This is a genomic window from Thermus caldilimi (assembly GCF_004684245.1).
GTDB classification, from domain to species: domain Bacteria; phylum Deinococcota; class Deinococci; order Deinococcales; family Thermaceae; genus Thermus; species Thermus caldilimi.
In genome coordinates this window covers 2,292,519-2,318,555 of the sequence record NZ_CP038452.1, presented here as the reverse complement: position 1 = coordinate 2,318,555, position 26,037 = coordinate 2,292,519, and the positions used below count along the sequence as shown (strand labels likewise).

General features: G+C 65.2%; 22 protein-coding genes and 1 pseudogene. 18 read left to right on the top strand and 5 right to left on the bottom strand.

Annotated elements, in window-relative coordinates; all coding sequences use genetic code 11:
* Nucleotides 1-2: 2 nt before the first annotated feature.
* Nucleotides 3-425 carry a hypothetical protein gene (locus tag EBI04_RS12380; protein ID WP_135257707.1) on the top strand — a complete coding sequence of 141 codons (423 nt, stop codon included), beginning with the start codon at nt 3-5 and terminating at the stop codon, nt 423-425.
* Here the strand turns inward: EBI04_RS12380 and EBI04_RS12375 are convergent.
* Nucleotides 422-1,639: a S1C family serine protease gene (locus EBI04_RS12375; RefSeq protein WP_135257706.1), complete on the bottom strand. Its 1,218-nt coding sequence runs from the start codon at nt 1,637-1,639 to the stop codon at nt 422-424. The genes EBI04_RS12380 and EBI04_RS12375 overlap by 4 nt on opposite strands.
* A 46-nt stretch (nt 1,640-1,685) precedes the next feature.
* Nucleotides 1,686-2,543: a formyltetrahydrofolate deformylase gene (gene purU / locus EBI04_RS12370; RefSeq protein ID WP_135257705.1), complete on the bottom strand. Its 858-nt coding sequence runs from the start codon at nt 2,541-2,543 to the stop codon at nt 1,686-1,688.
* A gap of 19 nt (nt 2,544-2,562) precedes the next feature.
* Here purU and rraA point away from each other — a divergent pair, with 19 nt between their 5' ends.
* Nucleotides 2,563-3,057 (top strand): ribonuclease E activity regulator RraA, encoded by a 495-nt coding sequence (rraA, locus tag EBI04_RS12365; RefSeq protein ID WP_135257704.1) that lies wholly within the window; start codon nt 2,563-2,565, stop codon nt 3,055-3,057.
* On the opposite strand, the gene EBI04_RS12360 is transcribed toward rraA, so the two are convergent.
* Together EBI04_RS12360 and mutS are read right to left on the bottom strand one after the other, a co-directional pair.
* Nucleotides 2,951-4,573: an ATP-binding protein gene (locus EBI04_RS12360; RefSeq protein WP_135257703.1), complete on the bottom strand. Its 1,623-nt coding sequence runs from the start codon at nt 4,571-4,573 to the stop codon at nt 2,951-2,953. The genes rraA and EBI04_RS12360 overlap by 107 nt on opposite strands.
* Complete coding sequence (mutS, locus tag EBI04_RS12355; RefSeq protein ID WP_135257702.1) at nt 4,570-6,996, bottom strand: DNA mismatch repair protein MutS; 2,427 nt, start codon at nt 6,994-6,996, stop codon at nt 4,570-4,572. The genes EBI04_RS12360 and mutS overlap by 4 nt, the downstream gene beginning before the upstream one ends.
* Before the next feature lie 122 nt (nt 6,997-7,118).
* Between mutS and EBI04_RS12350 the strand changes: the two genes are divergently transcribed.
* From EBI04_RS12350 to EBI04_RS12335, 4 genes are all read left to right on the top strand, one after another.
* Nucleotides 7,119-8,129, top strand: a complete 1,011-nt coding sequence (locus tag EBI04_RS12350; protein ID WP_135256756.1) for a transposase — start codon at nt 7,119-7,121, stop codon at nt 8,127-8,129.
* A gap of 237 nt (nt 8,130-8,366) precedes the next feature.
* A complete protein-coding gene (locus EBI04_RS12345) occupies nt 8,367-9,590 on the top strand; it encodes a sulfite oxidase (protein WP_135257701.1) in 1,224 nt (407 codons plus the stop codon).
* Nucleotides 9,591-9,676: 86 nt separating this feature from the next.
* Nucleotides 9,677-10,366, top strand: a complete 690-nt coding sequence (locus EBI04_RS12340; RefSeq protein ID WP_135257700.1) for a c-type cytochrome — start codon at nt 9,677-9,679, stop codon at nt 10,364-10,366.
* Nucleotides 10,363-10,806, top strand: a complete 444-nt coding sequence (locus EBI04_RS12335; RefSeq protein WP_135257699.1) for an MOSC domain-containing protein — start codon at nt 10,363-10,365, stop codon at nt 10,804-10,806. The genes EBI04_RS12340 and EBI04_RS12335 overlap by 4 nt, the downstream gene beginning before the upstream one ends.
* Before the next feature lie 59 nt (nt 10,807-10,865).
* On the opposite strand, the gene EBI04_RS12330 is transcribed toward EBI04_RS12335, so the two are convergent.
* Complete coding sequence (locus EBI04_RS12330; protein WP_135257698.1) at nt 10,866-12,524, bottom strand: bifunctional metallophosphatase/5'-nucleotidase; 1,659 nt, start codon at nt 12,522-12,524, stop codon at nt 10,866-10,868.
* A 187-nt stretch (nt 12,525-12,711) separates the two neighbouring features.
* Between EBI04_RS12330 and glnA the strand changes: the two genes are divergently transcribed.
* The 12 genes and pseudogenes from glnA to EBI04_RS12270 all read left to right on the top strand — a co-directional run bounded on the left by glnA (nt 12,712) and on the right by EBI04_RS12270 (nt 25,980).
* Nucleotides 12,712-14,052, top strand: a complete 1,341-nt coding sequence (gene glnA / locus EBI04_RS12325; RefSeq protein ID WP_135257697.1) for a type I glutamate--ammonia ligase — start codon at nt 12,712-12,714, stop codon at nt 14,050-14,052.
* 145 nt (nt 14,053-14,197) lie between these two features.
* Nucleotides 14,198-15,370: a branched-chain amino acid ABC transporter substrate-binding protein gene (locus tag EBI04_RS12320; protein WP_135257696.1), complete on the top strand. Its 1,173-nt coding sequence runs from the start codon at nt 14,198-14,200 to the stop codon at nt 15,368-15,370.
* 65 nt (nt 15,371-15,435) lie between these two features.
* The gene (locus EBI04_RS12315) at nt 15,436-16,404 is read left to right on the top strand and encodes a branched-chain amino acid ABC transporter permease (RefSeq protein ID WP_135257695.1); all 969 of its coding nucleotides are present in this window, start codon (nt 15,436-15,438) and stop codon (nt 16,402-16,404) included.
* The gene (locus EBI04_RS12310; RefSeq protein ID WP_135257694.1) at nt 16,401-17,729 is read left to right on the top strand and encodes a branched-chain amino acid ABC transporter permease; all 1,329 of its coding nucleotides are present in this window, start codon (nt 16,401-16,403) and stop codon (nt 17,727-17,729) included. Before EBI04_RS12315 ends, EBI04_RS12310 begins: the two co-directional genes overlap by 4 nt.
* Nucleotides 17,726-18,505 (top strand): ABC transporter ATP-binding protein, encoded by a 780-nt coding sequence (locus tag EBI04_RS12305; protein WP_135257693.1) that lies wholly within the window; start codon nt 17,726-17,728, stop codon nt 18,503-18,505. Before EBI04_RS12310 ends, EBI04_RS12305 begins: the two co-directional genes overlap by 4 nt.
* Nucleotides 18,502-19,215, top strand: coding sequence for an ABC transporter ATP-binding protein (locus EBI04_RS12300; RefSeq protein WP_135257692.1), 714 nt, complete (start codon nt 18,502-18,504; stop codon nt 19,213-19,215). The genes EBI04_RS12305 and EBI04_RS12300 overlap by 4 nt, the downstream gene beginning before the upstream one ends.
* A 96-nt stretch (nt 19,216-19,311) precedes the next feature.
* Nucleotides 19,312-20,895: an ABC transporter substrate-binding protein gene (locus EBI04_RS12295; RefSeq protein ID WP_135257691.1), complete on the top strand. Its 1,584-nt coding sequence runs from the start codon at nt 19,312-19,314 to the stop codon at nt 20,893-20,895.
* Nucleotides 20,896-20,948: 53 nt separating this feature from the next.
* A complete protein-coding gene (locus EBI04_RS12290) occupies nt 20,949-21,959 on the top strand; it encodes an ABC transporter permease (protein WP_135257690.1) in 1,011 nt (336 codons plus the stop codon).
* Between the two features lie 4 nt (nt 21,960-21,963).
* Nucleotides 21,964-22,812: an ABC transporter permease gene (locus EBI04_RS12285; RefSeq protein ID WP_135257689.1), complete on the top strand. Its 849-nt coding sequence runs from the start codon at nt 21,964-21,966 to the stop codon at nt 22,810-22,812.
* 54 nt (nt 22,813-22,866) lie between these two features.
* Complete coding sequence (locus tag EBI04_RS12280) at nt 22,867-23,919, top strand: protease complex subunit PrcB family protein (protein ID WP_135257688.1); 1,053 nt, start codon at nt 22,867-22,869, stop codon at nt 23,917-23,919.
* Nucleotides 23,920-24,048: 129 nt separating this feature from the next.
* Nucleotides 24,049-25,546, top strand: a pseudogene (locus EBI04_RS12275) (hypothetical protein).
* Nucleotides 25,547-25,764: 218 nt separating this feature from the next.
* Complete coding sequence (locus tag EBI04_RS12270; RefSeq protein ID WP_135257687.1) at nt 25,765-25,980, top strand: hypothetical protein; 216 nt, start codon at nt 25,765-25,767, stop codon at nt 25,978-25,980.
* Nucleotides 25,981-26,037 lie beyond the last annotated feature (57 nt).

Here is a 26,037-nt window from a genome sequence, read left to right as displayed (position 1 = left end):
CGGTGAAACCCGCCATTTTCCGCACCAAGCTGGCCCAGCTCCCTAGGAGCTGGGCCTTTTGGCTGACCCTAGTCCTTCTTGGCCTGGTCCGGGTGGTGGTGGTGGAGGACGGACAGAAAACGTGGTACCTCTTCCTGAGCGCCTGGGAACAGGGACGGGTGGAGTTCGTCAACTCGGTGACGGGGAAGCCCGTCCTCTTGGAGTTCCACCTGCCCTGGGCCTTCCAGGGCTTCCGGGCCTTCACCGACCCGGAAACGGAAGCCTATTACACCGCAGGCGAATACCCCTGGAACCAGGCGCTAGCCAGGGAGAGGCGAAAAACCCTGGCCTACTGCTCCGAGGTGGGCCTGGCCTTAAAGCTGGGAGGTACCTGGTTCCGCGTGGAAAAGGGGTGCCTTCGCCTCCGCCTCCTCTGGCCTCCTTAACGGAGGACCTGGGGGACCACCTTCAGGGTGAGGGTGCGGCCCTGGCGCCAGACCTCGAGGCTCACCGCCTCCCCTGGCTTCTTGCTGTAGAGCACCTGGCGGAGCTGGACGATGGAAGAGAGGGTTACCCCATCGGCCTTTAGGAGGACGTCCCCGTCCACCCCCACCTGCAGGGTCTCCCCGGTGGGGAGCTGGATGTAGGCGAAGCGGCTTGGGGCCCTTAGCCCCGCCCGCTGGGCGGGGCTATTCCGCTCCACCTCCTGCACCATGAGGCCGGAGGCGGGAAGCCCGTACTGCTGGCGAAGCCTCTCTGGGTAGAGGGAAAGGGGGATGAGGGACACCCCAAGCCGGGGGCGGTTCTTGACGATCTCCTCGGCGCTGAGGGTCTTCCCCGCCTTCAGCTCGGGCAGGTACTGCTTCACCAGGTTGATGGGCAGGGCAAACCCCACCCCGGCGAACTGGGCGGCCCCGAACTGGCCCGTAGGGGTGAAGATGGCGGTGTTGATGCCGATTACCTCTCCGCGGGAGTTGAGGAGGGGCCCGCCGGAGTTGCCAGGGTTGATGGCAGCATCCGTCTGGATCACCTGGGGCACCAGACCCGACTCGTCCCCGATGGCCCCGGGGTTTTCCCGGATGGCGGATACGATCCCCTGGGTCACGGTGAACTCCAGCCCGAAGGGGTTCCCCATGGCGATGGCCTTCTGTCCCACCCTAATGCGGTCGGAATCCCCCAGAACCAGGGGCACCAGCTTTTCCTTGGGCGCCTCCACCTTGAGGAGGGCCAGATCCAAAGGCGGGGCCGCCCCCACCAGGCGGGCCTGGTACTCCTTGGGGTCGTTGTGGAACTTCACGGTGATGCGGCTGGCTCCCTCCACCACGTGGTAGTTGGTGAGGATGTACCCCTCCTTATCGATCACGAAGCCCGAGCCCGTGCCCTCCTGCGGGGGCATTTGCAAAAACGGAGCAAAAAACTCAAATCCGGGGGGAAGCTGGACGTTCTGGGGGCGGGTCACCACCCCCACGTAGACCACCCCGTCCCCGTACTTCTCCACGATCTCCACGGTGTTGCGCTCGTACTCCAAAAGCCCTGTCTCGGCAGGTGCGGGAGTAGGCTGGGAGCGCTGGGTCTGGCCGTTGCTCAACCCCCACCAGAGCACAGCCCCCGCCATCAGGGAAAGCACCAGAAAACCCACAAAGGAACGGGCTAGGTTCATACACTACCTCCCGAACTTACCTTACGCCTTCCCGGTTAGGCACCGATTAGACGAAGACCACGGTCTTGTTGCCGTGGACGAGGATGCGGTCCTCGAGGTGCCAGCGTACCGCCCGGGCCAAGACGGTGCGTTCCAATTCCTGCCCAAGCCGCCGCATCTCCGCCACCCCTTGGCGGTGGGATACCCGCACTACGTCCTGCTCGATGATGGGCCCTTGGTCCAGCTCCTCGGTGACATAGTGGGCGGTGGCCCCGATGAGCTTCACCCCCCGCTCGTGGGCCTGGCGGTAGGGGTCGGCCCCGGCAAAGGCCGGCAGGAAGGAATGGTGGATGTTGATGATGCGCATGGGGTAGCGGGCCACGAAACCGGGGGAGAGAATCTGCATGTAGCGGGCCAGAACCACCAGTTCCACCCTCTCCTCCTCCAGAAGGGCCAGGATCCTTTCCTCCGCATCCTCTTTCCTTCCCTTCTCCACCGGCACGTGGTGGTAGGGGATACCGAAGCGCTCCACTTCCTCCTGGTGGTGGGGGTGGTTGGAGATCACCATCCGGAGGTCCATGGAAAGCTCCCCCACCCGGTAGCGCCAGAGGAGTTCCAAAAGGGCATGGGCCGGCTTGGAGACTAAAATGGCCACTCGCTTTCTTTCCGAGGCATAGGCCAGGCGCCACTCCATCTGGAAGCGGCTTGCCACCACATCCTGGAAGGCCCTTTCCAGGGCAGGGCGGGAAAGGTCCAGGTGAGGGGTGGTGAAGGCCAGGCGCATGAAAAAGGTTCCGCCTTCGGGATCGGTGGAATACTGCTGCAAATCGGTGATGTTGGCCCCATGGGCGTACAGGAACCCGGAAACCGCGGCCACGATCCCGGGCCGGTCCGGGCAGGTGATGAGGAGCCGCGCCTCTTCCATAGGCGCTACTATATCCCCAATGGACTGGCGAACCACCGACCTATCGGACGCCCATCCCGAGGCGGTAACCCTGCCCATGGTCTTCAGGAGCTTCGGCGGCAAGACCCGCTTCCAAGGGCGGGTGCGCACCCTGAAGGTCTTCCAGGACAACGCCCTGGTGCGAAGGGTGCTGGAGGAGGAAGGCCGAGGCCAGGTGCTGGTGGTGGACGGGGGAGGCTCCCTGAAGACCGCCCTTTTGGGGGGCAACCTGGCCCGGCTGGCCTGGGAGCGGGGCTGGGCCGGGGTGGTGATCCACGGGGCCGTGCGGGATACCGAGGAGCTCAGGGAAGTGCCCATCGGCATCCTGGCCCTGGCGGCCACTCCCAGGAAAAGCGCCAAGGAGGGCCTGGGAGAGGTGGACGTACCCCTTAGCCTCCCCTGGGCCAGGGTTCTTCCGGGAAACCTTCTTCTGGCTGACGAGGACGGGATTCTTCTCCTGCCCTCGCCCCAGAGCGGCGTCCAAAGCGCCGTATGAGGTCCTCCTCTTTAAGGGCCAGCAGGGTGGGCCGGCCATGAGGGCAGACCCAAGGGGTTTGGCACTGGAGGAGGGCATCCAGGAGGGCCTGGCCCTCGGCCCGGGACAGGGGGTGCCCTGCCTTCACCGCCGGCAGGCAGGCCAGGCGGGCCAGAAGCTCCGTGAGGCTTTTCCCCTCTCCCCTCAGGGCCTCGCGGAAGATCTCCGGAAGGAGGAGGGGATAGGGATGGAGAAAGGAGGGGGCCGCCAGGAGCCTGACCCTGCCTGGGCCAAAGGCCTCGAGGGCAAAGAGGGAGGCCAAGGCCTCCTGCCTTTCCGGCAAAAGCACCTCCTCCGCAGGGGAAAGCTCCACCAGAACCGGATAGAGAAGCTCCCTTAACCCCTCGTCCCTAAGGCGCCTTTGAAACTCCTCATAGAGGACCCGCTCGTGGGCGGCATGCTGGTCCACCAGGTAGAGGGTATCCCCCGCCTCCGCCAGAAGATAGCTGCCCCGGAACTGCCCCAGGTACCGCACAGGGGGAAGCCCTGAAGGCGTGGGCGGGCTTAAGGGCATGAGGGGCCTAGGTTCGGGGAGGCTACGGGCCAGGTTATGCCTTTGGAAGGCCTCCCTCAGACCTTCCTCCACAAAGGCCTCCACCCCCTCCAAGACCGCCACCTCCTCCTTCCTGGCATCCAGCCGCAGGCGGAAGGCCTCGAGGGGCAGAGCGAGGTTCAGGACACCCACGGGAAAATGCCCCTCGGGAAGAAGCTCCCGGTAGGCCCGGCGCAGGGTTTTCAGCAAACCCTCCGGCCAAGCCACGGGGCGGCCGTTAATGGCCAGGAAGAGAAGGTCGGGCCGCGTGCGAGAGGCCTGAGGTCCGGAAAGTAAGCCCTGAAGGCGCATGCCCCCAGCCTCCCGCTCCAGGGGCAAGAGCCTTTCCGCCAGGACCCGGCCAAAGGCCAGCCGAGCGGCCTCCTTAAGCCCCGCACCCGGGAAGAGGAGCCGGGCCTCCCCCCCTGCGAAAAAGGCCAGGGAAAGCCAAGGGTAGTGGAGGAGGTAGCGCCTTAAAAGCTCCGCCACCTCCCGCTCCGAGCCTTCCCCTTCCCACCCCACCACCTCCACCCGGGTCCCAGGGGGAGCGGGTACCTCCCTAACCTCCACCCGCTCCCCCTGGGCCAGGAGGAGCCCCCCGCCCACCTGAAAGCGGGGCCGGGAGCGGATCCTGAGGAGGGCTGCCTGCCTTAGGGCGTAAAGGGCCTGGCCGCGAAAGCCCAGGGTGGTGATCCTCCCCGGGTCCAGAAGCTTGCTGGTGGCGAAGGGTTCCACCGCCAAGGGAAGCTCGGCCAAGGGAATCCCCTGGCCATCGTCCTCCACCGCAATCCTCTCCCGTCCCCCGCCATAAAGCTCCACCCGCACCCTCTTGGCCCCTGCGTCCAGGGCATTTTCCAAAAGCTCCCGCACCACGTCTCTGAGGGAAAAGACCACCTCGCCCCGGGCCAGGAGCCCCCGGAGCTCCTCAGGAAGCGGGCGGATCACCCCTTTATGGTATCCAGGGGAGTCCCTAGGGCCAAGGCCTTGAGCTCATGCAGGAAGCGGAGGGCCTCGAGGGGGGTCAGGGTGTTGGGATCCAGGGAGATGAGCTTCTCCAATACCGCCTCCGCCACCCCCTCCCTGCGGGCCGTGAGGACCTGGAGGAGGGCCTTGGCCCGTTCCACCACCTCCTCGGGAAGCCCGCCCATTCTGGCCACCTCCACCCCGTAGCTCTTGGAGGCGGGCCCGGGCAGCACCTGGTGGTAGAAGGTCAGCCCCCCTTCCTCCTCCTTGGCGGCCACGTGCAGGTTTTTCAGTCGAGGCAGGGGCAGGGCGGTGAGCTCAAAGTAGTGGGTGGCGAAAAGGGTGTAGCACCGCCTCTCGTGAAGGGCCTCGGCCACGGCGGTGGCGATGGCCACCCCATCCAAGGAGCTCGTCCCCCGGCCCACCTCGTCCAGAAGGACCAGACTTCTCTCCGTGGCCTCCTTGAGGATCAGGGCCACCTCCTCCATCTCCACCATGAAGGTGCTCCGCCCCCCTGCCAAGTCATCGGAGGCCCCGATCCGGGTAAGGATCCGGTCAAAGAGGGGGAGGATGGCCTCCTCCGCCGGCACAAAGCTTCCAATCTGGGCCAGAAGAGCGATGAGGGCCGTCTGGCGCAGGTAGGTGCTCTTCCCCGCCATGTTGGGCCCGGTGACCAGGACGAGCCCGTGGGCCATCTCCAGGTCGTTGGGGACAAAGCTGGTACGCCTTTCCACCACCGGGTGGCGTCCCCCGCGGATCTGAAGCCGATCGCCAAAGCGGGGCCTCACGTAGCCGTAGCGCACCGCCACCTCCGCCAAGGCGGCATAGACGTCCAGCTCCGCCAGGACCCTGGCCGCCTCCCGGAGGGCCTCCGCCTCCTTCCTGGCCTTCTCCCTGAGCTCCAGGAAGACCTCCTCCTCCCGGCGGCGGATCTGGGCCTCGAGGCGGTAGAGTTCCCTTTCCCTCTCCCTGATCTCCGGCAGGGTGTAGCGCTGCCGGTCCTTCAGGGTCTGGATGGCCCTGTACTCCGGGGGAACCCTTTCGTAGTAGGGTCGGGTCACCTCCAGGTAGTAGCCGAAAACGGCGTTATAGCCCACCTTCAGGGTAGGGATGCCGGTTCTGGCCTTCTCCCGCTCCTCCAGCTCCAAGAAATAGGCCACCCCCTCCCGGTGGGCCTGCCGCAGGGCGTCCAGATGGGGATCGTAGCCCTGGCGGATCAGCCCTCCCTCGGAAAGTTTCAGGGGAAGTTCCTCCTCCAAGGCCGCCCTCAACTCCTCCAGGAGGGAACCCAGATCGGGAAGGGCCACCTCCTCCCCCAAGAGGGCCCGGAGCTCGGGCAGGATCTCCAGGCTCCGGCGCAAGGAACCCAGGTCCCGCGGAGACGCCCGCCCCATCTCCAGGCGGGTGGCCAGCCTTTCCAGGTCCGCCAGGCGGAAGAGGAGCCGCCTCACCCCTTCCCGCAGGGCCCCTTCCCTCACCAAGCGCTCCACCCGGTCCAGCCGGGCCTCCAAGGGACCCGCCTCCAGCAAGGGATGGCGCAGCCAGCTTTGCAACAACCTGCGACCAAAAGCGGTGCGGGTTTCGTCCAAAACGCCGAAGAGGGTGTCCTGGCCCCGGATGGGCTCGAAGACCTCGAGGGCCCTTAAGGTGGCCTCGGGCAGGTGCATGAAGGCCCCGGGATCGTAGGGGCGGAAGGGCCTGGGGCTGAACCCCTCCCCTTGGGTCCAGCGGGCATACCAAAGGAGCGCCCCCTGGACCCGGCGCAAGGCCAAGGGCCCTTCCCCTACCGGTTCAAAGGGAGCCTCCGAAAGCATAACGGGAAAGCGCTTCTGGAATTCTTCTACAAACTTCTGGTTTTCCCTGAGCTCTGGGGCCAGGAGCACCTCCGCGGGCCGGTGACGGAATAGCTCATCGTAGAGGGCGCTTTTGCTCTTAAGCAAGGTGCCTTTGAACTCCCCAGTGGATACATCCAAAAAGGCTACCCCGAAACCATCCCCGGTGGCGATGGCCGCCAGGTAATTGGCCTCCTTGGAAAGGAGGGTCTCCTGTACCAGGGTTCCGGGGGTGAGGAGCTGGGTCACCTCCCGCCGCACCAGACCCTCAGCCTCCTCCGCCGGTTCCACCTGGTCCGCCACCGCCAGGCGGAAACCCATTTTCAAAAGCCTTTCCGCATAGGCGTCAAAGGCCCGGATGGGTATCCCCGCCATGGGGGTGGTGAAATCCTTGCTGGACTTGTGGGTCAGCACCAACCCTAAAGCCCGGGCCAGCCTTTCCGCATCCTCCCCGAAGCACTCGTAGAAGTCCCCCACCTGGAAGAGGAGGAGGTAGTCGGGGTAGCGGTCCCTTAGCTCCACATACTGCTGGAGAAGAGGGGGTAAGGGGCCTGGGCCTTCGCCCTTGAGCATGGCCCTTATCTTAACCCCTGCCATACCCCTCCCATAAGCTGCCCGGATAACCCCTTCCTCGTAGGGCTCAACAAGGGTACCCCTCTGAGCTCCCCCTTTGAGTTCAGACAAAATGGGGCTGTATGAGGAGCTTGCCGTTTGGACCGGAGGCTTTACGCCCCTTCGTGAGCCCTCTGCTGGATGCCTGGCTGGAGCGCCACGAGGAGAAGGTAGCCCGGTTGCTCTGGGCGATCCTGGCCTCAGGTTCTGCCCGCAAGAGCGATTGGGCCAGAGCCTACCGCCAAGAGGCCACGGAGGAAGCCAACTACAAGGCCATTGACCGACTCCTTCCCCTTCTGGAACCCCAGCGCTACCTCCTGCGCCTCCTGGACCCCAAGACCCCCTTCCTCCTGGTGGACCCCACGGAGGTACCCCGTCCCCAGGCGAAACGGACCCCCTACGTGGGCCGGCTTTCCGACGGCAAGACCCTGGGCTTTTGGGCGGTGGTGTTGGCCCAACCCTACGAGGGCCGGGCGGTGCCGGTGTACGTGGGGAGCTACTGGGAGGGGAAGCCGGAGGGGAGGAACCGGACGTGGGAGGATTGGGTGGAGGCGGTGCGGGAATACGTGGAGGAGGAGACGGTGTGGGTATTTGACCGGGAGTTCTCCTTTGCGGGGTGGCTGGAGGTGCTGGAGCGGGCGGGGGTGAGGTATGCGGTGCGGTTGAACCTGGGGACGAGGCCGCGGTTGGAATGGAGAGGGGAGCGGTTGGTGCCCTGGGTGGATCGGGGGCGGGAGGTGAGGTACGAGGGGGTGAGGTACCGGGGGGAGGTGGAGGTGAACCTGGTGGGGGTGTGGCGGGAGGGGATGCGGGAGGCGCTTTGGGTGATGGGGAACCTGCCTCCGGAGGAGCTTCTTGGGGTGTACGAGGAGAGGATGAAGATGGAGGAGGGGTTCAGGGACCTGAAGGGGCACATGGGGTTTGCTGGGGTGATGAGCAAGGGGTGGGAAGCGATGGAGAAGACGCTGGCCCTGGTGGCGTTGGCCTACGGGGTGGGGCTTTTGGTGGGGGAGGAGGCGCGGAGGCGCCTGAAAGGGGGGGCGCGAAGGGAAGGCGGAAGTGGGGGGTATACTCGGGGCTCTTTGTCCTCTTGAGAGGGCCTGTGCGCTTTTCCCGGGAAGAATGGGAAGGGATCCTGCGCCAAGCCTTGGAGGTCTGGTGGCACAGGCTATTTCCTGTTCCCCCTCATCCCCAGGAGGTAAAGGATGTCCGAACTTAGAGGGGGAGCTCAGTACCCCTTCCTTGACACGGGTAGGGTACCTTGTCTAAATTGGGGACAACCGGAAAATGGGGACAAATGTCCCCCCGGACTCCGAGGAGGGGATAGCGTGATGGAAAAGGTGAACCGTCGCACCACGCTAAAGCTCATGGGCATGGGAGCAGCCCTCTTGGTTACGGGCGGAAGAAGCCTGGCGCAGCAAGCCCCCACCGCCGACCAGCTGGTGAAGGGGAAGAACCCCAAGCTCATCGTCCTTTCTCAGCGCCCTATCGTCCTGGAAACCCCCTATGACCTTTTGGCCAGCAACCCGGAGCGCACCTCTAAGGAAATCCTCTACATCCGCAACAACGTAGACCTCCCCGGCTACAACACCGTGGAGGGAACCAGCCTGGACGGCTGGCAGGTAGAGGTGGGGGGATTGGTGGACAAGCCCTTCACCTTCGAGGCCAAAGAGCTTCTCTCCCTCCCCCAGCACGAGGTCACCATGGTCCTCCAATGCTCGGGCAATGGGCGCTCCCTATACCAGCCCCGCACATCCGGCAACCCTTGGAAGCGGGGCGGTGTGGGCAATGTGACGTTCCGGGGCATACGCCTCAAGGATCTGCTGTCAGCCAGAGGGGTGAAGCTTGGGGATAAGGCGTACTTCATCACCGCCCATGCCAGCCGCCAGGGGAATGCCCCCGAGTTTGTGCGCTCCGTGCCTATCCAGGCCCTGGAAAACGCTCTCCTAGCCCTTTCCATGAACGGGGAACCCCTGCCTGCCGTACACGGCGGGCCGGTACGCTTGGTCTTCCCCGGGTACTTCGAGGTAAACAACGTGAAGTGGGTGGAGAAGATTGAGTTTACGGAAGCGGAGAACACCACCGCCGAGCAAATGCCCCGCTACCGGGTGCCTGCGATCCCCAATACCCATCTTCCCTTCCTGCCCCAGGAACCGGGCAAGACCTACCCCTACGGCTTCCAAAACTCCCGCCCCAACTGGCTGGTGACCCTCAACAGCTTTATCTTCGCCCCCCTCGAGGGCCAGACGGTGGAAGGTCCCTATGTGCGGATAGAAGGCGTGGCCTTCAACGATGGCATCGTCCCCATCGTGAGCGTGGAGGTTTCCACGAACGGGGGACGGACCTGGCACCAGGCCGAGCTGGAGCGCAAGGAGAAGAGCTTTGGCTGGGTGCGTTGGCGGGCCACCGTGTACCTGCGCCCTGGGGAACGCGAGGTCATGGCCCGGGCTTGGGACGCTGCGGGCCGCAGCCAACCCATAGACGGCAACATCGCCTGGAACGAGCGCGGGTACGAGTACAGCGGCGTGATGCGGGTGAAGTTCACGGTGGCCTGAAGCCTCGGGAAGCCCCCGGTCCCCTTCCGGGGGCTTTTGTGTCCGAGCCTGCAAAACCCTAAGTGAAGGGGATCTAGTTTGTCGACATGAAAAAGCCCTACCTCCTCACCCTCGCCGTTTTTGGCCTCAGCCTTGCGGGCTACCTGGCCCTAAGCCAGTACACTCTGCCCGAAGGCCCCGGCAAGGACCTGGTCTTGGCCAAGTGCCAGACCTGCCACGACATCGGCTTTGTGGCCCGGGAGAGCCTCTCCCGGGAGCGCTGGGACGCCATCTTGAGCGAGATGGTCATGCGGGGGCTACAGGTGACCCCAGAGGAACGCGCCGTGATCCTGGACTACCTGGCCACCTATTTGGGCACCGAACCCTCGCCCGCCCCAGCCCAAATCGCCAGCCCCAAGACCGGGGCCCAGGTCTACGCCAACTGCCAGGGGTGCCACGGGCCCCAAGGGGAAGGCAACCCCCCTGCTTTCCCACCCCTCAAAGGGCATGTGGAGAACCTCCTCAAGGCGAGGGGCGGCCGGGAGTACCTCCTCCTGGCCGTGCTTCACGGCCTGCAAGGAGAGATCCAGATCTCCGGGCAGAAGTATGCCGGCGTCATGCCGGGCTTCGCCTGGCTTTCCGATGAGGAGTTGGCCCTGGTGCTCAACTACCTGGCGGCCTGGGGGGCCCCGCAGGGGTTCAAGCCCTTCACCCCCGATGAGGTGGAGGCGGCCCGGGCCAAGCCCCTTGGTCCGGAAGAGGTCCTGAAAATCAGAAAGGAGCTCCCGCTACCATGAGGGGAAAGGTGCTCTCCCTCCACCTGGGCCTGGGCTCGGGGCTTCCCAAGCCCCAGGTGGAGGTTTTGGAACTCATCGCCGGCTTCGGGGCCAAAGGGGACCGGCATGCGGGCAAGGACCCCGAGCGGGCCGTATTGGTGGCCGGGCTTCCCGCTTACGAGAAGGCTAGGGAGTCGGGCATTGAACTCCCCTTCGGGGCCTTGGGGGAAAACCTCCTTCTGGACCTTGACCCCCATGCGCTTCCCCCAGGTACCCGGCTAAGGGTGGGGGAAGCCCTTTTGAAGTTCTCCTATGTGTGCACGGTCTGCTCCAGCCTCTCCCAGTTTGACCTTAGGCTTCCCAAGCTCCTCTATGAAGGCCGGGGCGTTTACGCCCGGGTCCTCGAGGGGGGCCTGGTGCGGCTGGGGGACCCGGTCAGGGTGCTGGTGGAAGCCCCCTAGCCCCCGCAAGGGAAGAGAAAAGCCCCGGGGGACCCCCGGGGCTTTGGACTTCTAGGGCCTCAGGCCCCCACCAGGCCTGGCACCCGGAAGGCCCAGTAGGCGGGACGCTCCCCCTTGGGCTCGTTCAGGACCTCGATCCGCCCCTCGAGGCCCGCCTCCACCTCCTTGAGCTCCTTGAGGTAGTCCATGAAGCTTTCCGCATCGCTGAAGCCGGTGTCCACCCGGTAGCCCTGGGCCTCCTTCAAAACGGTGAAGCCGTCGCCCCCGGCGGCGATGAAGTTGTTCACCACCACCCGGTAGGTGGCCTCGAGGTCCAGGGGCACGAAGCCCTTCTCCGTCTTCACCTCCACCCGCACCACCCGGTCCCCCGCGGGGCGGGCGAGGTCAAAGGCATAGCGCAGGCCGGAAACCTGAAGGAAGCGGCCCGCACCCTGCTCCCACTGGGAAACCCCGTTCTCCAGGGCCGCCTTGATCTCCTTGCCCTTGAGGTCCATGACCACCAAGGTGTTACCAAAGGGCAGGACCTCATAGACCTTGCCCACCGTGATGGGTCCCTTGGGGATGGTGGTGCGGATCCCCCCGCCGTTTTGCAGGGCGATCTGCACCCCGGCGTTTTTGGTCTTCCACACCATGCCGTCGGCGATGAGGTTGCCCAGGTTGCTCTCCCGCTTGCGCACAATGGCCCTTTCGCCGATGAGGTCCACCTTGGCCTGGGCGATCACCTGGCCCATGAGGGCCATGACCGGCTGGGCGTAGGCCAGAAGGGCCTCCTTGGCGAAGAAGTCCTCCGGGGCCACCTCGGGGGTCATGAGGAAGGGCTCGCCCTTGTAGGCCACAACCTCCCCTTTCTCGTTGAAGGTGACCTCCAGGAGGCCCACCACCTTCCCCCACTCCCAGGCCTGCACCACCAACACGTCCTTGCCCTCCGGGTTCTTCACCACCGTGGGGTAGGGCCCCGCCGGGGCGAGCTCCTTGTGGGGAAAGCTCCCTAAGAGGGTATGGGAATGGCCGCCCACGATCACCTGCACGCCCACGAGCCTCCTGGCCAGCTTCAGGTCCTCCCCGTAGCCCAGGTGGGAGAGGACCACGATCTTGTTCACCCCCTTTTTTAAGAGCTCGTACACTGCCTTCTGGGCGGTTTCATAGGGATCCAGGAAGTCCACGGTGGGCCCTGGGTTGGCGATCTCCCGGGTGTCCGGGGTGGTGAGGCCGATCACCCCCACCCTTTCCCCGCCCACCGACACCACGGCATAGGGGGTAAAGAGCCCCTTGAGCCTGGGCTCCCGCTCCACCCCCACGTTGGCGGACACCACCTTGAACCGGGCTCCCTTCAAAAACTCCGCCAAGGGCCCAGGCCCCAGGTCGAACTCGTGGTTGCCCAGGGCCATGACCCGGTAAAGGGCCCGGTGCATGAAAAACCGGTCCGCCAGGCCCCGGTACTGGTTGAAGTACAGGGTGCCCTGGAAAACGTCCCCGGCGTCCAGGAAGAGGAGGTTTTTCCGACTGGCCCTAAGCCGGTCAAAGAAGGCGATGCGCTGGGCCACACCCCCCACCCTCACCTTGTTGCCGGAAAGGGTGAGCTCCATGGGCTCCAGGTGCGCATGGGTGTCGTTGGTGTGCACCAGGGTGAGGGTAAACCCTCCTTGGGCCCGCCCCAAGCCCAGGCCCGCCAAACCTAAAGCTGCTCCTGCCTTCAATACCTCGCGCCGCTTATACATACCCAACCTCCAGGTTTCAGTCTACCCAAGGCCAGGTCAGCTTAGGGTCAGGGACCTCGAGGCTGGACCCGGCTTGACGGATGACGACCTAAGGCTTGACAGTGTGCATATATTTGCTGTACACTTTGCGCAATCTGCTGGGGAAAAGGGTAAATGCCCGGCCTCAGCAGGTCAAGGGGGTCAAAAAATGGCGTACACCAAGGCGGAAATCCTCAAGGCGCTCAAGGCGGAGAAGGTCAAATTCCTCAGGCTCCAGATCATCGACATTCTGGGCGTGGTGAAGAACGTGGAGGTCCCCGAATCCCAGTTTGAGAAGGCCCTGGACGGGGAGATCATGTTCGACGGCTCCTCCATCGAGGGCTTCACCCGCATCGAGGAGTCGGACATGCTCCTCAAGCCCGACTACAACACCTTCGTGATCCTGCCCGAGGCCCTGGAGGATCCCGGGCGGGGCCGGGTGGCCCGGCTCATCTGCGATGTGACCTACCCCGATGGCCGTCCCTTCGAGGGGGACCCGCGGTACGTGTTGAAGCGCCAAGTGGAGCGGCTTAAGAAGCTGGGCTTTGACAACATGTATGCGGGCCCCGAGCCGGAGTTCTTCCTCTTCCTCAGGACCCCCGAGGGCCTTCCCACCGTGGAGACCCACGACCGGGCGGGCTACTTCGACCTGGCCCCCATCGACAAGGGGGAGGAAGCCCGGCGGGACATGGTGAACGTCCTGGTGGCCATGGGCTTTGAGATCGAAGCCTCCCACCACGAGGTGGCCCCGGGCCAACACGAGATCGACTTCAAGTATGCGGATGCCCTCACCACCGCCGATAACATCGCCACCTTCAAATGGGTGGTGAAGAAGGTGGCCCTGAACCATGGCCTCCACGCCACCTTCCTCCCCAAGCCCATCCAGGGCATCAACGGGAGCGGCATGCACACCCACCTCTCCCTCTTCAAGAACGGGGAGAACGCCTTCTTCGACCCCAAGGCCGAGTACCAGCTTTCCAAGACCGCCCTCCACTTCATCGCCGGCCTTCTGGAGCACGCCGAGGGCATGGTGGCCATCACCAACCCCTTGGTGAACTCCTACAAGCGCCTCACCCCCGGGTACGAAGCCCCCACCAACATCGCCTGGTCGGCGGCCAACCGCTCGGCCATGATTCGCATCCCTGCCCGCCGGGGCGTGGGCACCCGGGCCGAGCTCAGGATGCCCGACCCCTCCTCCAACCCCTACCTGGCCCTGGCGGTGATGGCCGCGGCGGCCATCGACGGGATCGAGCGCAAGCTCCTCCCCCCGCCCCCCATCCAGCGAAACATCTACCACATGAGCGTGCGGGAACGGCGCAAGCACAAGATCCGCGAGCTTCCGGGCACGCTTCGGGAGGCCCTCGAGGCCCTAAAGAAGGACCCGGTGATCCGCGAGGCCCTGGGCGAACACGTCTATACCCACTTCCTCCAGGCCAAGCAGATGGAGTGGGACGACTACCGGGTCACGGTCCACCAGTGGGAGCTGGACCAGTACCTGGCTACGTACTGAGGGTGGGTATGGCGCCTCTCCTCCTCCGGGAGGAGGGGCTGACCCGTGGGTCGGGCATAAACTTACGAGGGGGCATTGACAAGAACCGGTACCCCCCCCTTAGAATGGGGCCGCAACGCGAACGCGTGCTCTTAAGGAGGTGCTTATGAGGAAAATCGGCTTGCTGGTAGCAGGTGTAGCCGCCCTGGGCATGGCCCTAGGCCAGGCCAACGTGATCAAGATCGCCACCCAGTCCCCCCTCTCCGGCCCCCAAGCCGCTCTTGGGGAGCAGATTAAGCTGGGAGCCGAGCTGGCCATCGAGGAGGCCAAGGCCAAGTTCAAGGCCCTGGGCTTCGACCTAGTTCTGGTGCCCTACGACGACCAGGCCAACCCCGACGTGGGCGTGGCCAACGCCAACCGCATCATCAACGACCCCGACATCCTAGGGGTGGTGGGCCACCTGAACTCCGGCGTGGCCATCCCCTCCAGCGAGGTCTACGCCCGGGTGAACCTGGTGATGGTCTCCCCCGCCAACACCAACCCTCGGGTCACGGACCGCAGGCTCCCCAACGTGAACCGCATCTGCGGGCGCGACGATGTCCAGGGGCCCGTGGGTGCCGAGTACGCCTTCAACAACCTGAAGGTGAAGAACGTCTTTGTCATCCACGACAAGACCGCCTACGGCCAGGGCCTGGCGGAGGAGTTCAGGAAGCGCCTCGAGGCCCTGGGGGGCAAGGCGGTGGCCTTCGTGGGCACGGAGGAGACCTCCAACTTTGTGCCCATCATCAACCAGATCCGCGCGGCCCGGCCCGTGCCCGAACTCATCTACTTCGGTGGGATTTACAGCCAGATCGGCCCCTTCGTGAAGCAGCTTCGGGAGCGCGGCCTGAAAACGAGGCTCATGGGCGGGGACGGGCTGGACTCCAGCGAGTTCGTCCGCCTGGCGGGTAAGGAGAACGCCGCCGGCACCTACTACACCACCGTGGCCGGCCCGGTATCCGCCTTCCCCAAGGCCAAGGCCGTGGCCCAGCGCTTCAAGCAGAAGTACGGCAAGGACATGGAGGGCTTCGGCATCTACGCCTACGACTCCGCCAACGTGATCCTGGCTGGCCTCGAGGCCGCCATCAAGGCTGCGGGGGGCAAGAAGCCCACCCGGGAGCAGGTGGCTCAGGCGGTGCGCCAGGTGAAGATGGAAGGCCTGACCGGCACCATCGAGTTTGACGACAAGGGCGACAACAAGAAGGCCAAGTACTTCGTCATGCAGGTGGCCTCCACCGGCAACTGGGCCGACAACAAGCTGATCCGCGTGATCGAGATGGCGGCCCCAGGTTCCAGGTAAACCGGCGAGAAGCCTCGAGGGGGTGGCCTGAAGGCCACCCCCTTGGCCCGGAGAAAGGAGGCACCTTGCTGGAGCAAATCCTAGCCCTACTGCCCCAGGTGATCTTTGATGGGTTCATCCTGGGCTTCGTCTACGCCATGGTGGCCCTGGGGTACACCATGGTCTACGGCGTCTTGGAGCTCATCAACTTCGCCCACTCCGAGATCTTTATGATCGGGGCGGTGGTGGGGGTGGAGGTCTTCCGCTACCTGGCTCCCCAGGTGGAAAGCGGTTTCCTTCTTCTCCTTCTCGCCCTGATCCTGGGTGGGGTGGTGGCGGGGATCACCGCCATCCTGGTGGAGCGCTTTGCCTACCGCCCCTTGCGCAAGCGGGGAACCACGAACCGCTTGGTCCCCCTCATCACGGCCATTGGGGTTTCCTTCATCCTGCAGGACCTGGTGCGCCTCATCGAAGGCCTCTGGCACAACGAGTTCTTCCTGCGCATGCGCACCGTGGAGGACCTCGAGGGCTCGGTGAGCCTCTTTGGCGGGGCCATCTTTGCCCAGACCAAGTCCTTCACCCTCATGGGGGTTTCCATCCTCATGCTGGTGGGCCTCACCTACCTGGTGAACCGCACCAAGCTGGGGGTGGCCATCCGCGCCGTGGCCCAGGACCTCCACACCGCAAGCCTCATGGGCATCGACCCAGACCGCATCATCTCCCGCACCTTCCTTATCGGGGGATCCTTGGGAGGTGTGGCCGGGGTGCTCTTCGCCCTGCAGTACACCACCATCACCCCCTACGTGGGGTTTCTGCCCGGCATCAAGGCCTTCACCGCGGCGGTGCTGGGGGGTATCGGCAACATCCCGGGGGCCATGCTGGGCGGGCTTGTGCTGGGGCAGCTGGAAAACTTCTTCGGCACCTACCTTCCCATCCTCACAAACGGCAACTTCGGCACCGAGTATAAGGACGTGGTGGCCTTCCTCATCCTGATCTTCATCCTCCTGGTCCGGCCCCAAGGCCTTCTGGGACAGGTGGTCAAGGAGAAAGTATGAACGCCCTCTCCTTCCTTCTCAGCCTGGCCTACCTAGGCCTCGCCTTCCTGGCTCCAAGCCCGGTAAGCCACCTCTTCGGTCTGGCGGCCTTAGGGGTTACCGCCTCCCTGCGGCTTTCCCCCACCTGGCGGATCCTGAACCTAGCCCTCCTCACCCTGGCCTTCACCGTGGGCCTCATGCGCTCAGGCAACACCCTGGGCCTCATCGGCCTGGTGGGAATCCTGGTGGCCCTCACCACCCTGTCCCGCATCCCCACGGGCATCCGCGTGCTCCTGGCCCTGGCCATCCTCCTCCTTTCCGTGCCCCTGGCGGGCTTCGCCAACACCTTCGTCTTCGAGCTCGGCATCCAGATCGGCATCTACGCCGCCATGGCCCTGGGGCTCAACGTGGTGGTGGGCATGGCGGGGCTTCTGGACCTGGGCTACGCCGCCTTCTTCGCCGTGGGGGCCTACACCTGGGCCATCTTCGGCAGCGAGCAGGCCAAGAACTTCCTGCAGGGTCCCTTCCCCCTTCCCGGGGAATTCATGTACCTCTTTATGGTTATCGCTATCGTCACCACCGCCTTTACCGGCTTGCTCATCGGCCTTCCCGCCCTAAGGCTTCGCGGGGACTACCTGGCCATCGTCACCTTGGGCCTGGGGGAGGTGGTGCGGATCCTGGCCAACAACCTGGACCATCCCATCAACTTCACCAACGGCCCCCAGGGCATCACCCCCATCGAGCGCCCCCCCATCGGCTGGTTTCGGCAGCTGATGGCCACCCTGGGGGTACACCTGGACCGGACCACCGATTACCAGCTTTTCTTTTACTTCCTCGTCCTCCTCATGATCGGGCTGGTGGTGCTGGTGAACCTGAACCTGGCCAACTCCCGCTTCGGCCGGGCCTGGGTGGCCATCCGCGAGGACGAAATCGCCGCCCGCTCCATGGGCATCCCCCTCCTGCCCACCAAGCTCCTGGCCTTCATGACCGGAGCCGCCTTCTCCGGGGTCATGGGGGTGATCTTCGCCGCCCAGCGCACCTTCGTCTCCCCCGAGTCTTTCACCCTTCTCGCCTCCATCACCATCCTGGGCATGGTGATCCTGGGGGGCATGGGCTCCATCCCCGGGGCCATCCTGGGGGCCGCAGCCCTCACCATCCTCAACCTGGACATCCTTAAGACCTTCAGCGAGTTCGTGCGCACCAGCCTGCCCCAGATCCCCAACCAGGTGGATCCCGCCAAGTACGAAAGGCTGGTCTTCGGCCTTATCCTGGTGCTGATGATGATCTTCCGCCCAGAAGGCCTCATCCCTGAGAAGCGGCATCGGGCAGAGATGGAGGAAGCATGAAGGCCCTCGAGGTCACCCAGGCCACCAAGCGTTTCGGCGGGCTCGTGGCGGTGAACGGGGTGAGCCTTACGGTGAATCAGGGGGAGATCTTCTCCGTCATCGGCCCCAACGGGGCGGGCAAGACCACCTTCTTCAACCTCCTCACCGGCATCTACCCTCCCGATGAGGGAAGAATCCTCCTCTTCGGGAAGGACGTGACCGGCCTACCCCCGGACCGGATCGCCAAGGAAGGGGTAGGGCGCACCTTCCAAAACATCCGCCTCTTCGGGGCCATGACCGTGCTGGAAAACCTCCTGGTGGGCATGCACATCCACATCCACGTCCCCTACTTCCATGCGGTATTCCGCACCCCCCTGGCCCGCAAGGAGGAAAAGCGGGCCGAGGAGGAGGCCAAGAGGCTATTGGAGTACGTGGGCCTCCTCCACCGCAAGGACGAGCTGGCCAAGAACCTGCCCTACGGGGAGCAACGGAAGCTGGAGATCGCCCGGGCCCTAGCCCTAAAGCCTCGGCTCCTCCTCTTGGACGAGCCCGCGGCGGGCATGAACCCCCGGGAAACCGAGGAGCTCCAGGCCTTCATCCAGCGCCTCAGGGAGGAGCTTGGGATCACCATCGTTCTCATCGAGCACGATATGCGCCTGGTCATGCGCATCTCTGACCGCATCGCCGTGCTGGAGTACGGCTCCAAGATCGCCGAGGGGACCCCGGAAGAGGTGCGTACCAACCCCAGGGTCATCGAGGCTTACCTGGGCAAGGGGGCTGCGGGAGGTGCGGCATGAGCCTTCTGGAGCTTAGGGACGTCCACACCTACTACGGCCACATCCACGCCCTCAAGGGCATCTCCCTGAGGGTGGAGGAGGGGGAGATCGTGACCCTCATCGGCTCCAACGGGGCGGGCAAGAGCACCACCCTGCGCACCATCAGCGGCCTGGTCAAGCCCCGACAGGGGGAGGTCCTCTTCCAGGGCAGACCCATCCACCGCCTCCCCGCCCACCAGATCGTGGCCCTGGGGGTAGGTCACGTGCCCGAGGGGCGGAAGATTTTCCCCCGCCTCACCGTGGAGGAGAACCTGGAGATCGGGGCCTACCTGGAAAACGATCGCAAGGTGGTGCAGAAGCGCAAGGAGGAGGTGTTTGCCCTCTTCCCCCGCCTCTACGAGCGCCGGGCGCAGAAGGGAGGCACCCTTTCGGGCGGGGAGCAGCAGATGCTGGCCATCGGTCGGGCCCTGATGCAAAACCCCAGGATCCTCCTCATGGACGAGCCCTCCATGGGCCTGGCCCCGGTCCTGGTGGACTTCATCTTCGAGATCATCCAAAAGCTCAACCGGGAGGGGCGCACCATCCTCCTGGTGGAGCAAAACGCCCGCTTGGCCCTGCAGATCGCCCACCGGGGCTACGTCTTGGCCACGGGGGAGATCACCTTGGAAGGCCCGGCCCGCGATCTGGCCCAGAACCCCGAGGTGCAGAAGGCCTACCTGGGAGAAGGTTAGACCGCATCCCTTGCCTTATACCCAGGCTTGCGCTCCCTTATGGGAGCGCTTTATACTTGGTCCGGATCAAAGGGGAATACCCCGGAAAGGAGAGGTATGAAGAGGAAAATCCTTCTCGGCCTTGTGGTCGCTCTGGGCCTAGGGCTTGCCCAAAAGACCCTGGTCTTCGGGTCCAATGGGGAGCCGGTGAGCCTCGAGCCCGGCAACATCACCGACGGCATCTCCATCTATGTGCAACGGCAGATCTACGACACCCTGGTGGACTTTAAGCCCGGCTCCACCGAGGTGACCGCTGGGCTGGCCACCAGCTGGTTCAGCTCCCCGGATGGCAAGGTCTGGACCTTCCGCCTGCGCCAGGGGGTCAAGTTCCAGGACGGCACCGAGCTGGATGCGGAGGCGGTCAAGTTCAACATCGAGCGCTGGTGGGACCCCAAGAACCCCACCCGCATCGACGCCGCCGCCCGCTACGAGATCTGGCCTGAGCTCTTCGGAGGGTTCAAAGGGGATCCCGGCTCCATCCTGAAGGATATCCAGGTGGTGGACAAGTACACCATCCGCTTCATCCTTAACCAGCCCTTCCCTGCTTTCCCTGCCGCCATCGGCTCGGGCTACTTCGGCATCGCCAGCCCCGCCGCCATCAAGAAGGATGGGGCCAAGTACGGCTCCCCCACGGGAAGCGCCGTGGGCACCGGCCCCTTCCGTCTGGTGGAGTGGCGCCCCGGGGAGCAGGTGGTCCTGGAAAAGAACCCCACCTATTGGAAGAAAGGCTTCCCCAAGGTGGACCGGGTGGTCTTCCGGGTCATCAAGGACCCCGCCGCCCGCTTGGCGGCTCTGAAGGCGGGCACCATTGACTTCACCACCGACATCCCTCCCGCTAACCTCAAGGACGTCGAGGCCGACCGCAACCTGGACGCCGTCTTCCGTCCCTCCTTCAACGTGGGCTACCTGGCCCTGAACCCCTCCCACAAACCCCTCTCCGATCCCCGGGTCAGGCAGGCCATCGCCATGGCGGTGAACAAGAAGGCCATCGTCCAAGCCTTCTGGGGCAAGCTGGGGCTCACCGACGGCCACTTCACCCCGCCCTCCATGAAAGCCTCGCAATCCCCTAAGGTCACGGACTACGAGTTCAACCCCCAGAAGGCCAAAGCGCTCCTGGCCGAGGCGGGCTACCCCAACGGGTTTGACCTGGAGCTTTGGTACATGCCCGTCTCCCGGCCCTACTTCCCCACCCCCAAGGAGATCGCCGAGGCCATGGCCGCTGACCTCTCCGCCATCGGCATCCGGGTCAAGCTCCAGACCAAGGACTGGGCCAGCTACCTGGCGGACCGCAAGAAGGCCCCTGGCTTCCAGGCCTACATGCTGGGCTGGACCGGGGACTACGGCGACCCGCAGAACTTCTACGACCCGCACTTCGCCTGCCCCATCGCCGACCTCTTCGACAGCGCAGGCAAGCCCCTTTGCGTGAAAGAACTGGGCGACATCCTCACCAAGGCCGCCACCACCCCCAACCTCGAGGAGCGCAAGCGCCTCTACCAGCAGGCGGACGAGGTCACCTTCAACCTGGCCCTGCGCATCCCCATCGTCCACTCCCAGCCCCTCCTGGCCAAGCGCAAGAACATCTCCGGCTGGGTGCCGAGCCCCTTGGGTTCCGAGTCCTTTGAGAGCATAGAGAAGCGCTAAGCGCTTCCGCCCCGGACCCCCTGCGGGGGGTCCGGGCTTTTTGAGGCGGACAAATGTGGAGCTATGTTCTGCGACGCCTGCTGGGCCTGGTCCCCGTCCTCTTCGGGATCACCCTTTTGGTCTTTCTGTTCCTGCAGCTCATCCCCGGCGACCCCGCCCAGGCCATTCTGGGGGAGCGGGGCACCCCGGAGCAGCTTGCCGCCCTCCGGGAAAAGCTCGGGCTCAACAAGCCCTTATACGTTCAGTACCTCACCTTTGTCAAGAACATCCTCACCGGGGACCTGGGCACCAGCGCCGTGTCCACCATTCCCGTGGCCGAGGAGTTAAAAAGGCGCTGGCCCGCTACCTTTGAGCTGGCCTTGGCCGCCACCTTGGTGGCGGTGGTCTTGGGAATTCCCGTGGGCATCGTGGCGGCGGTACGAAAAAACAGCATCCTAGACACCCTTTCCATGAGCCTCTCCCTGGTGGGGGTCTCCATGCCGGTTTTCTGGCTGGGCCTCCTCCTGGTCTACCTCTTTGCCGTGAACCTGCACTGGCTGCCCACAGGGGGAAGGCTCAGCACCGATTTAGCGATAGACTTTCGGCCTCTCACCGGTTTTTTGGTGCTGGACGGGCTTCTAACCCGAAGGCTAGAGGTGTTGGCGGATGCCCTACGACATCTGATCCTCCCCGCCCTCACCCTGGGCACCATTCCCCTGGCCATCCTCACCCGCATCACCCGTAGCGCCATGCTGGAGGTGCTCTCCCAGGATTACGTGCGCACCGCCAGGGCCAAGGGCTTGGCGGAGCGCCAGGTGATCCTGAAGCACGCCCTGAAAAACGCCCTCCTGCCCGTGGTCACCATCATTGGCCTCCAGTTTGGCACCCTCCTGGGCGGGGCTATCCTCACGGAAACCATCTTCTCCTGGCCGGGCATCGGCTCCTACATCTACGAGGGCATCCTCAACCGCGACTATCCCGTGGTCCAGGCTGGGGTGTTGGTGGTGGCTACGGTCTTCGTCCTGGTCAACCTCCTGGTGGACCTCTCCTACGCCCTTTTGGACCCTCGCATCCAGTACAGGTGAACCCATGGAAACCCCCACTCGTCAAGCTCTTCGGCGTTTCCTGAAATCGCCTTCCGGCAAGGTGGGCCTGGTCCTGACCCTCTTCCTGGTCCTCCTGGCCCTGTTCATCCCCTTGCTCAAGCCCTATGACCCCACCACCGACCGGGACTACCTGAACCGGCTCAAGCCCCCCACCCTGGAACACCCCTTCGGGACCGACCACCTGGGGCGAGATGTCTTCACCCGGGTCCTCCACGGAAGCCGCATCTCCCTCCAGGTGGGCGTGATCTCGGTAAGCATCGGCCTTTTCCTGGGTACCCTCCTGGGCCTCTTGGCCGGGTTCTACCGGGGAAGGACCGAGCTTCTCATCGGCTGGCTTGCCGACCTGCTCCTGGCTTTTCCGGGAACCCTTTTGGCCATCGCCATCGTAGCCGTTTCCGGCCCCAGCCTGCAAAACGCCATGCTGGCCATCGGCATCGTGCAGGTGCCCGTCTACATCCGCCTGGCCCGCTCCATGGTCCTCTCCTTAAGGGAGCTGGACTTCGTTCAGGCGGCCATCGCCCTGGGGGCGGGGAATAGACGGATCCTCTTTCGCCACATCCTCCCGGGTACCCTGGCCCCCCTGGTGGTGCAGGCTACCTTATCCATTGGCACCGCTACCCTCGAGGCGGCCGCCTTGGGCTTTCTGGGCCTTGGGGCCCAGCCTCCTGCCCCCGAGTGGGGGGCCATGATCGCCGACAGCTTCAAGGGAGGCTACGCCATGAACGCCCCCTGGACCATGATCTTCCCGGGGCTTTTCATCATGCTCACCGTTTTGGCCTTCAACCTCCTGGGGGATGGCCTCAGGGACGCCCTGGACCCGAGAAGCCGCTAAAGGCTAAAGGCGGCCTTAAGAAGGAGGCAAGCCCCAAAGGGGTATCATGGAACCATGAGAAAAGGCCTCCTCTTTCTCCTGCTTTTTTTGCCTCTCCTCAGCGCCTGCCAGCTTCTGGAAGGCACGGGTTACCGGGTGGTCGAGGCCCAGCTCCTCTTCCCCGAGGCCACGGAGCGCTGGACCTACTTCTACGGGGAGCCCCGGGAGGTCCGGCTCGGCACCCAGGTCCTCCGCCTGGGAAAGGCCTCGGGAGAAAGCCTCTGGGCGGTGCCGGGAGCCCTTTGGGTGGGGGGAAATCCCGTGCTCAGGGAGGTGGGGCCTGCCCTCCGCCCCCTGGCCGAGGCGGTGCGGGGAATCCAGGGGAGCCTCCTCGAGGTCCGGGCCCAGGCCAACCTCCGGGCCACCTGGTTTTACGACGGGGTGGGCTGGGTCCGGCTCACGGGGAGCCTGAGGGAAGGGGAAAGCCGGAGCCTGGTCCAGCCCGCCCAGTACCAGACCCCAGACCTCTACGCCTTCACCGGGCCGGAAACCCAGGTCCTCCTTCGGGAGATCCTGGCCCGGCGGGGAGGGAGGCAAGTGGTGTTGTTTGAGCTTTCCGAGCCCGTCCTGAAGCCCCTGGCCTTGGACCCCATCCCCGACGGCTACCGGGTGGGGGCCCTCCAGGTGCAGTACGGGCTTAGAGTGGAGGTGGTGACGCCCCCCTCTCCCCCTTACCGGATCCTGGACCGGGGCAGCAACGCCGCCTACGGGGAAACCGAGGCCAGGGCCTTCCTGGCCAACAACCCCACCCGCTTCGCCGAGGTTTGGAATCTGGTGGTGGCCAACCGCATCCCCCGCCCACCCGCCCCTAGCGTGGACTTCCGCACGAGGAGCGTGGCCGCCTTTTTCTGGGGCTTAAAGCCCACCGGGGGGTATGGCCTCGAGGTGATTGGGGTTACCTATGCGGGCGGAACCGCCCGGGTCATCCTGAACCTGCAAAGCCCACGGCCCGGGGCCATCGTCACCCAGGCCCTGACGAGCCCCTATGTGATCCTGGAGCTGGAAAGGGTGAACCGGGTAGTCTTCGCCGACCCCTCGGGGCGGGTGCTGGCGGAGGCCAGGGAGTGAGGCTAAGTACCCCGTCGTGGCTTGCGCCACTACGGTGGCCCCAAAGAGGCCATGAGCAAGCCGCTTTGGCTTTGGCCGAGGGGGCGAGCTTTGCGTGCGGGTACTTAGCTTTTCCTCTATACTGCTTCCATGGAAGGAGAAAGCCTGGGCACCCTGGCCCCTTGGGGGAAGGAAGCCCCCCTGGCCCAGGCCCGGGCCCTCCTGGAGGCGGGGCGGGAGGGGGAGGCGGAGGCCCTCCTAAAGGCCTGGAAGGGAAAGGGCCCTGAGGAGGCCGAGCGCCTGGCCCTCCTGGGCTTCGCCAAGGCCCGCCGGGGGGACCTCCAGGGGTACCGGAGGCTCGCCCTGGAGGCCGCCAGGAGGGCCCAGACCTCCCTTACCCTCTACCATCTGGGCCTCGCCTTGCCCCCGCGGGAAGGGGTGGTGGCCCTGGAGGAGGCCCTCCACCGCACCCAAAGCCCTAAGGACCAAGGCCTACTCACCCTGGCCCTGGCCCGCACGAAACGGCGCCTAGGCCGCCTGCGGGAGGCCTTGGCCCACGCCGCCCTGGCCCGCCTCAAGGCCCCGGGGGCTTTTACCACCCTGGAGTGGGCCTGGCTCACCCTCCTGGCCGAAGAGGAGCCATCCCTCCCCGACCTCCTCCAGGAGGTGGAGCCCTTGGCCCTGGAGCCGGGGCCCGGCCTCTACGCCCGCTTCCTCATGGCTCACCTCCGCCTCCTCCAGGGGGAGGAGGAGGCCGCCCGGGCCTGCTGGCAAAAGGCCCTGGAGGAAGCGCCCCCCACAGCCCTCCCCTACCTGGCCCCCGCCGGGGTGCGCCTCCTGGGCCAGGGGGCCCCCCCTCTCCTGCAAGCCGCCCGGCCCTGGGCCCAGGACCCTCTCCCCAAGGCCCTGGTCCTCCTGGGGGAGGCCCTGCTATGGGAAGACGGCGAAGGGGTGCGGGAGGTTCTTCCCCTCCTTTTGCGGGAGGGAGCCGGGGAGGAGGCCTTCCGGGCCTGCCTCTTCCTGGGGGAGGACGCCCCTGCCCTGGGAGAGCTTTCCAGGAGGGGAGGGCGGCTCCTCTGGCCTATCCCCTGGGGAAGGCCAGGACCCCACCTCCAGGCCCTGGGGGAGGCGCGGCTTTTCGGGAAGCCCCTTCCCTTGCGGCAAGCGGAGCTTCTGGTCCTCCTCCTGGCCCGGCCCGAGGGGTGGCGGGGGGAGGCCCTGGCCCAGGCCCTCTACGGGGAAGGGAACACCCCTGCCCTGCGCATGGAGCTCCACCGCCTGCGGGCGCGGGGCCTGGCGATAGCGGGCCGCCCCTACCGCCTCCTCCCCCTTGCGGGCGGACTTCCTGGAGGTGAGACAAGCCCTGGAGCAGGGGGACCTCCCCCGGGCCCTCCACCTGTACCGGGGCCCCCTCCTCCCCGAGAGCCAGGCCCCGGGGGTGGAGGCCTTGCGGTGGGAGCTGGAGGAAACCCTAAGGAGGGCTGTCCTGGGCCGGGGAAGCCTCGAGGCCTTTTACACCCTGGCGGAGCGGCTCGAGGACGACCTGGATCTCTGGGAGGCCCTGCTGGAGCGCCTCCCCCCCGAAGACCCCCGGCGCCCCGGGGTCCTGGCCCGGGTGGGGCGGCTTAGGCAGGAATGGGAACTTTAGGGAGCTCAAGGCCTGGACCGATGGCAGGCGGCGGGAACCCGGGACCGCCCTCCACTCCCCCAAGGCAAAGCCCAGGAGGAGCACCATTTTGAGGAGAACCCGCATGCTCCCAAGCCACCCCGGGGAACGCAACCGCCGCGTAACGCCTAAAGAGGTTTATGAGAGTCTGATGAGTTAGACGGTGGTTACCTTCCCCCCTGTATTCTGACCTCAAAGGGTTGGAGGAAGCACATGGAATAGAAGGGAAAGCTTACGAGAAGGTGCCAGTTACCCTGGAAGCGCCGGAGATCCAACGGTACCGCCCGAGCCGCTACCACCACTTCCACACCCTCTCCTCGGGGGGAAAGCTGGCCTACAATGCCCTTTTCAGTGCTCTTGCCGTCCTGTACAGGGAAGGTGAGGCTATGGGCCCGGCCAAGCCCTGCACGGGCTAGGGAAAGGAGGTGAGGGATGCGGTACATTGTCAAACCAACCAGGTCTGCTAAGCCTCT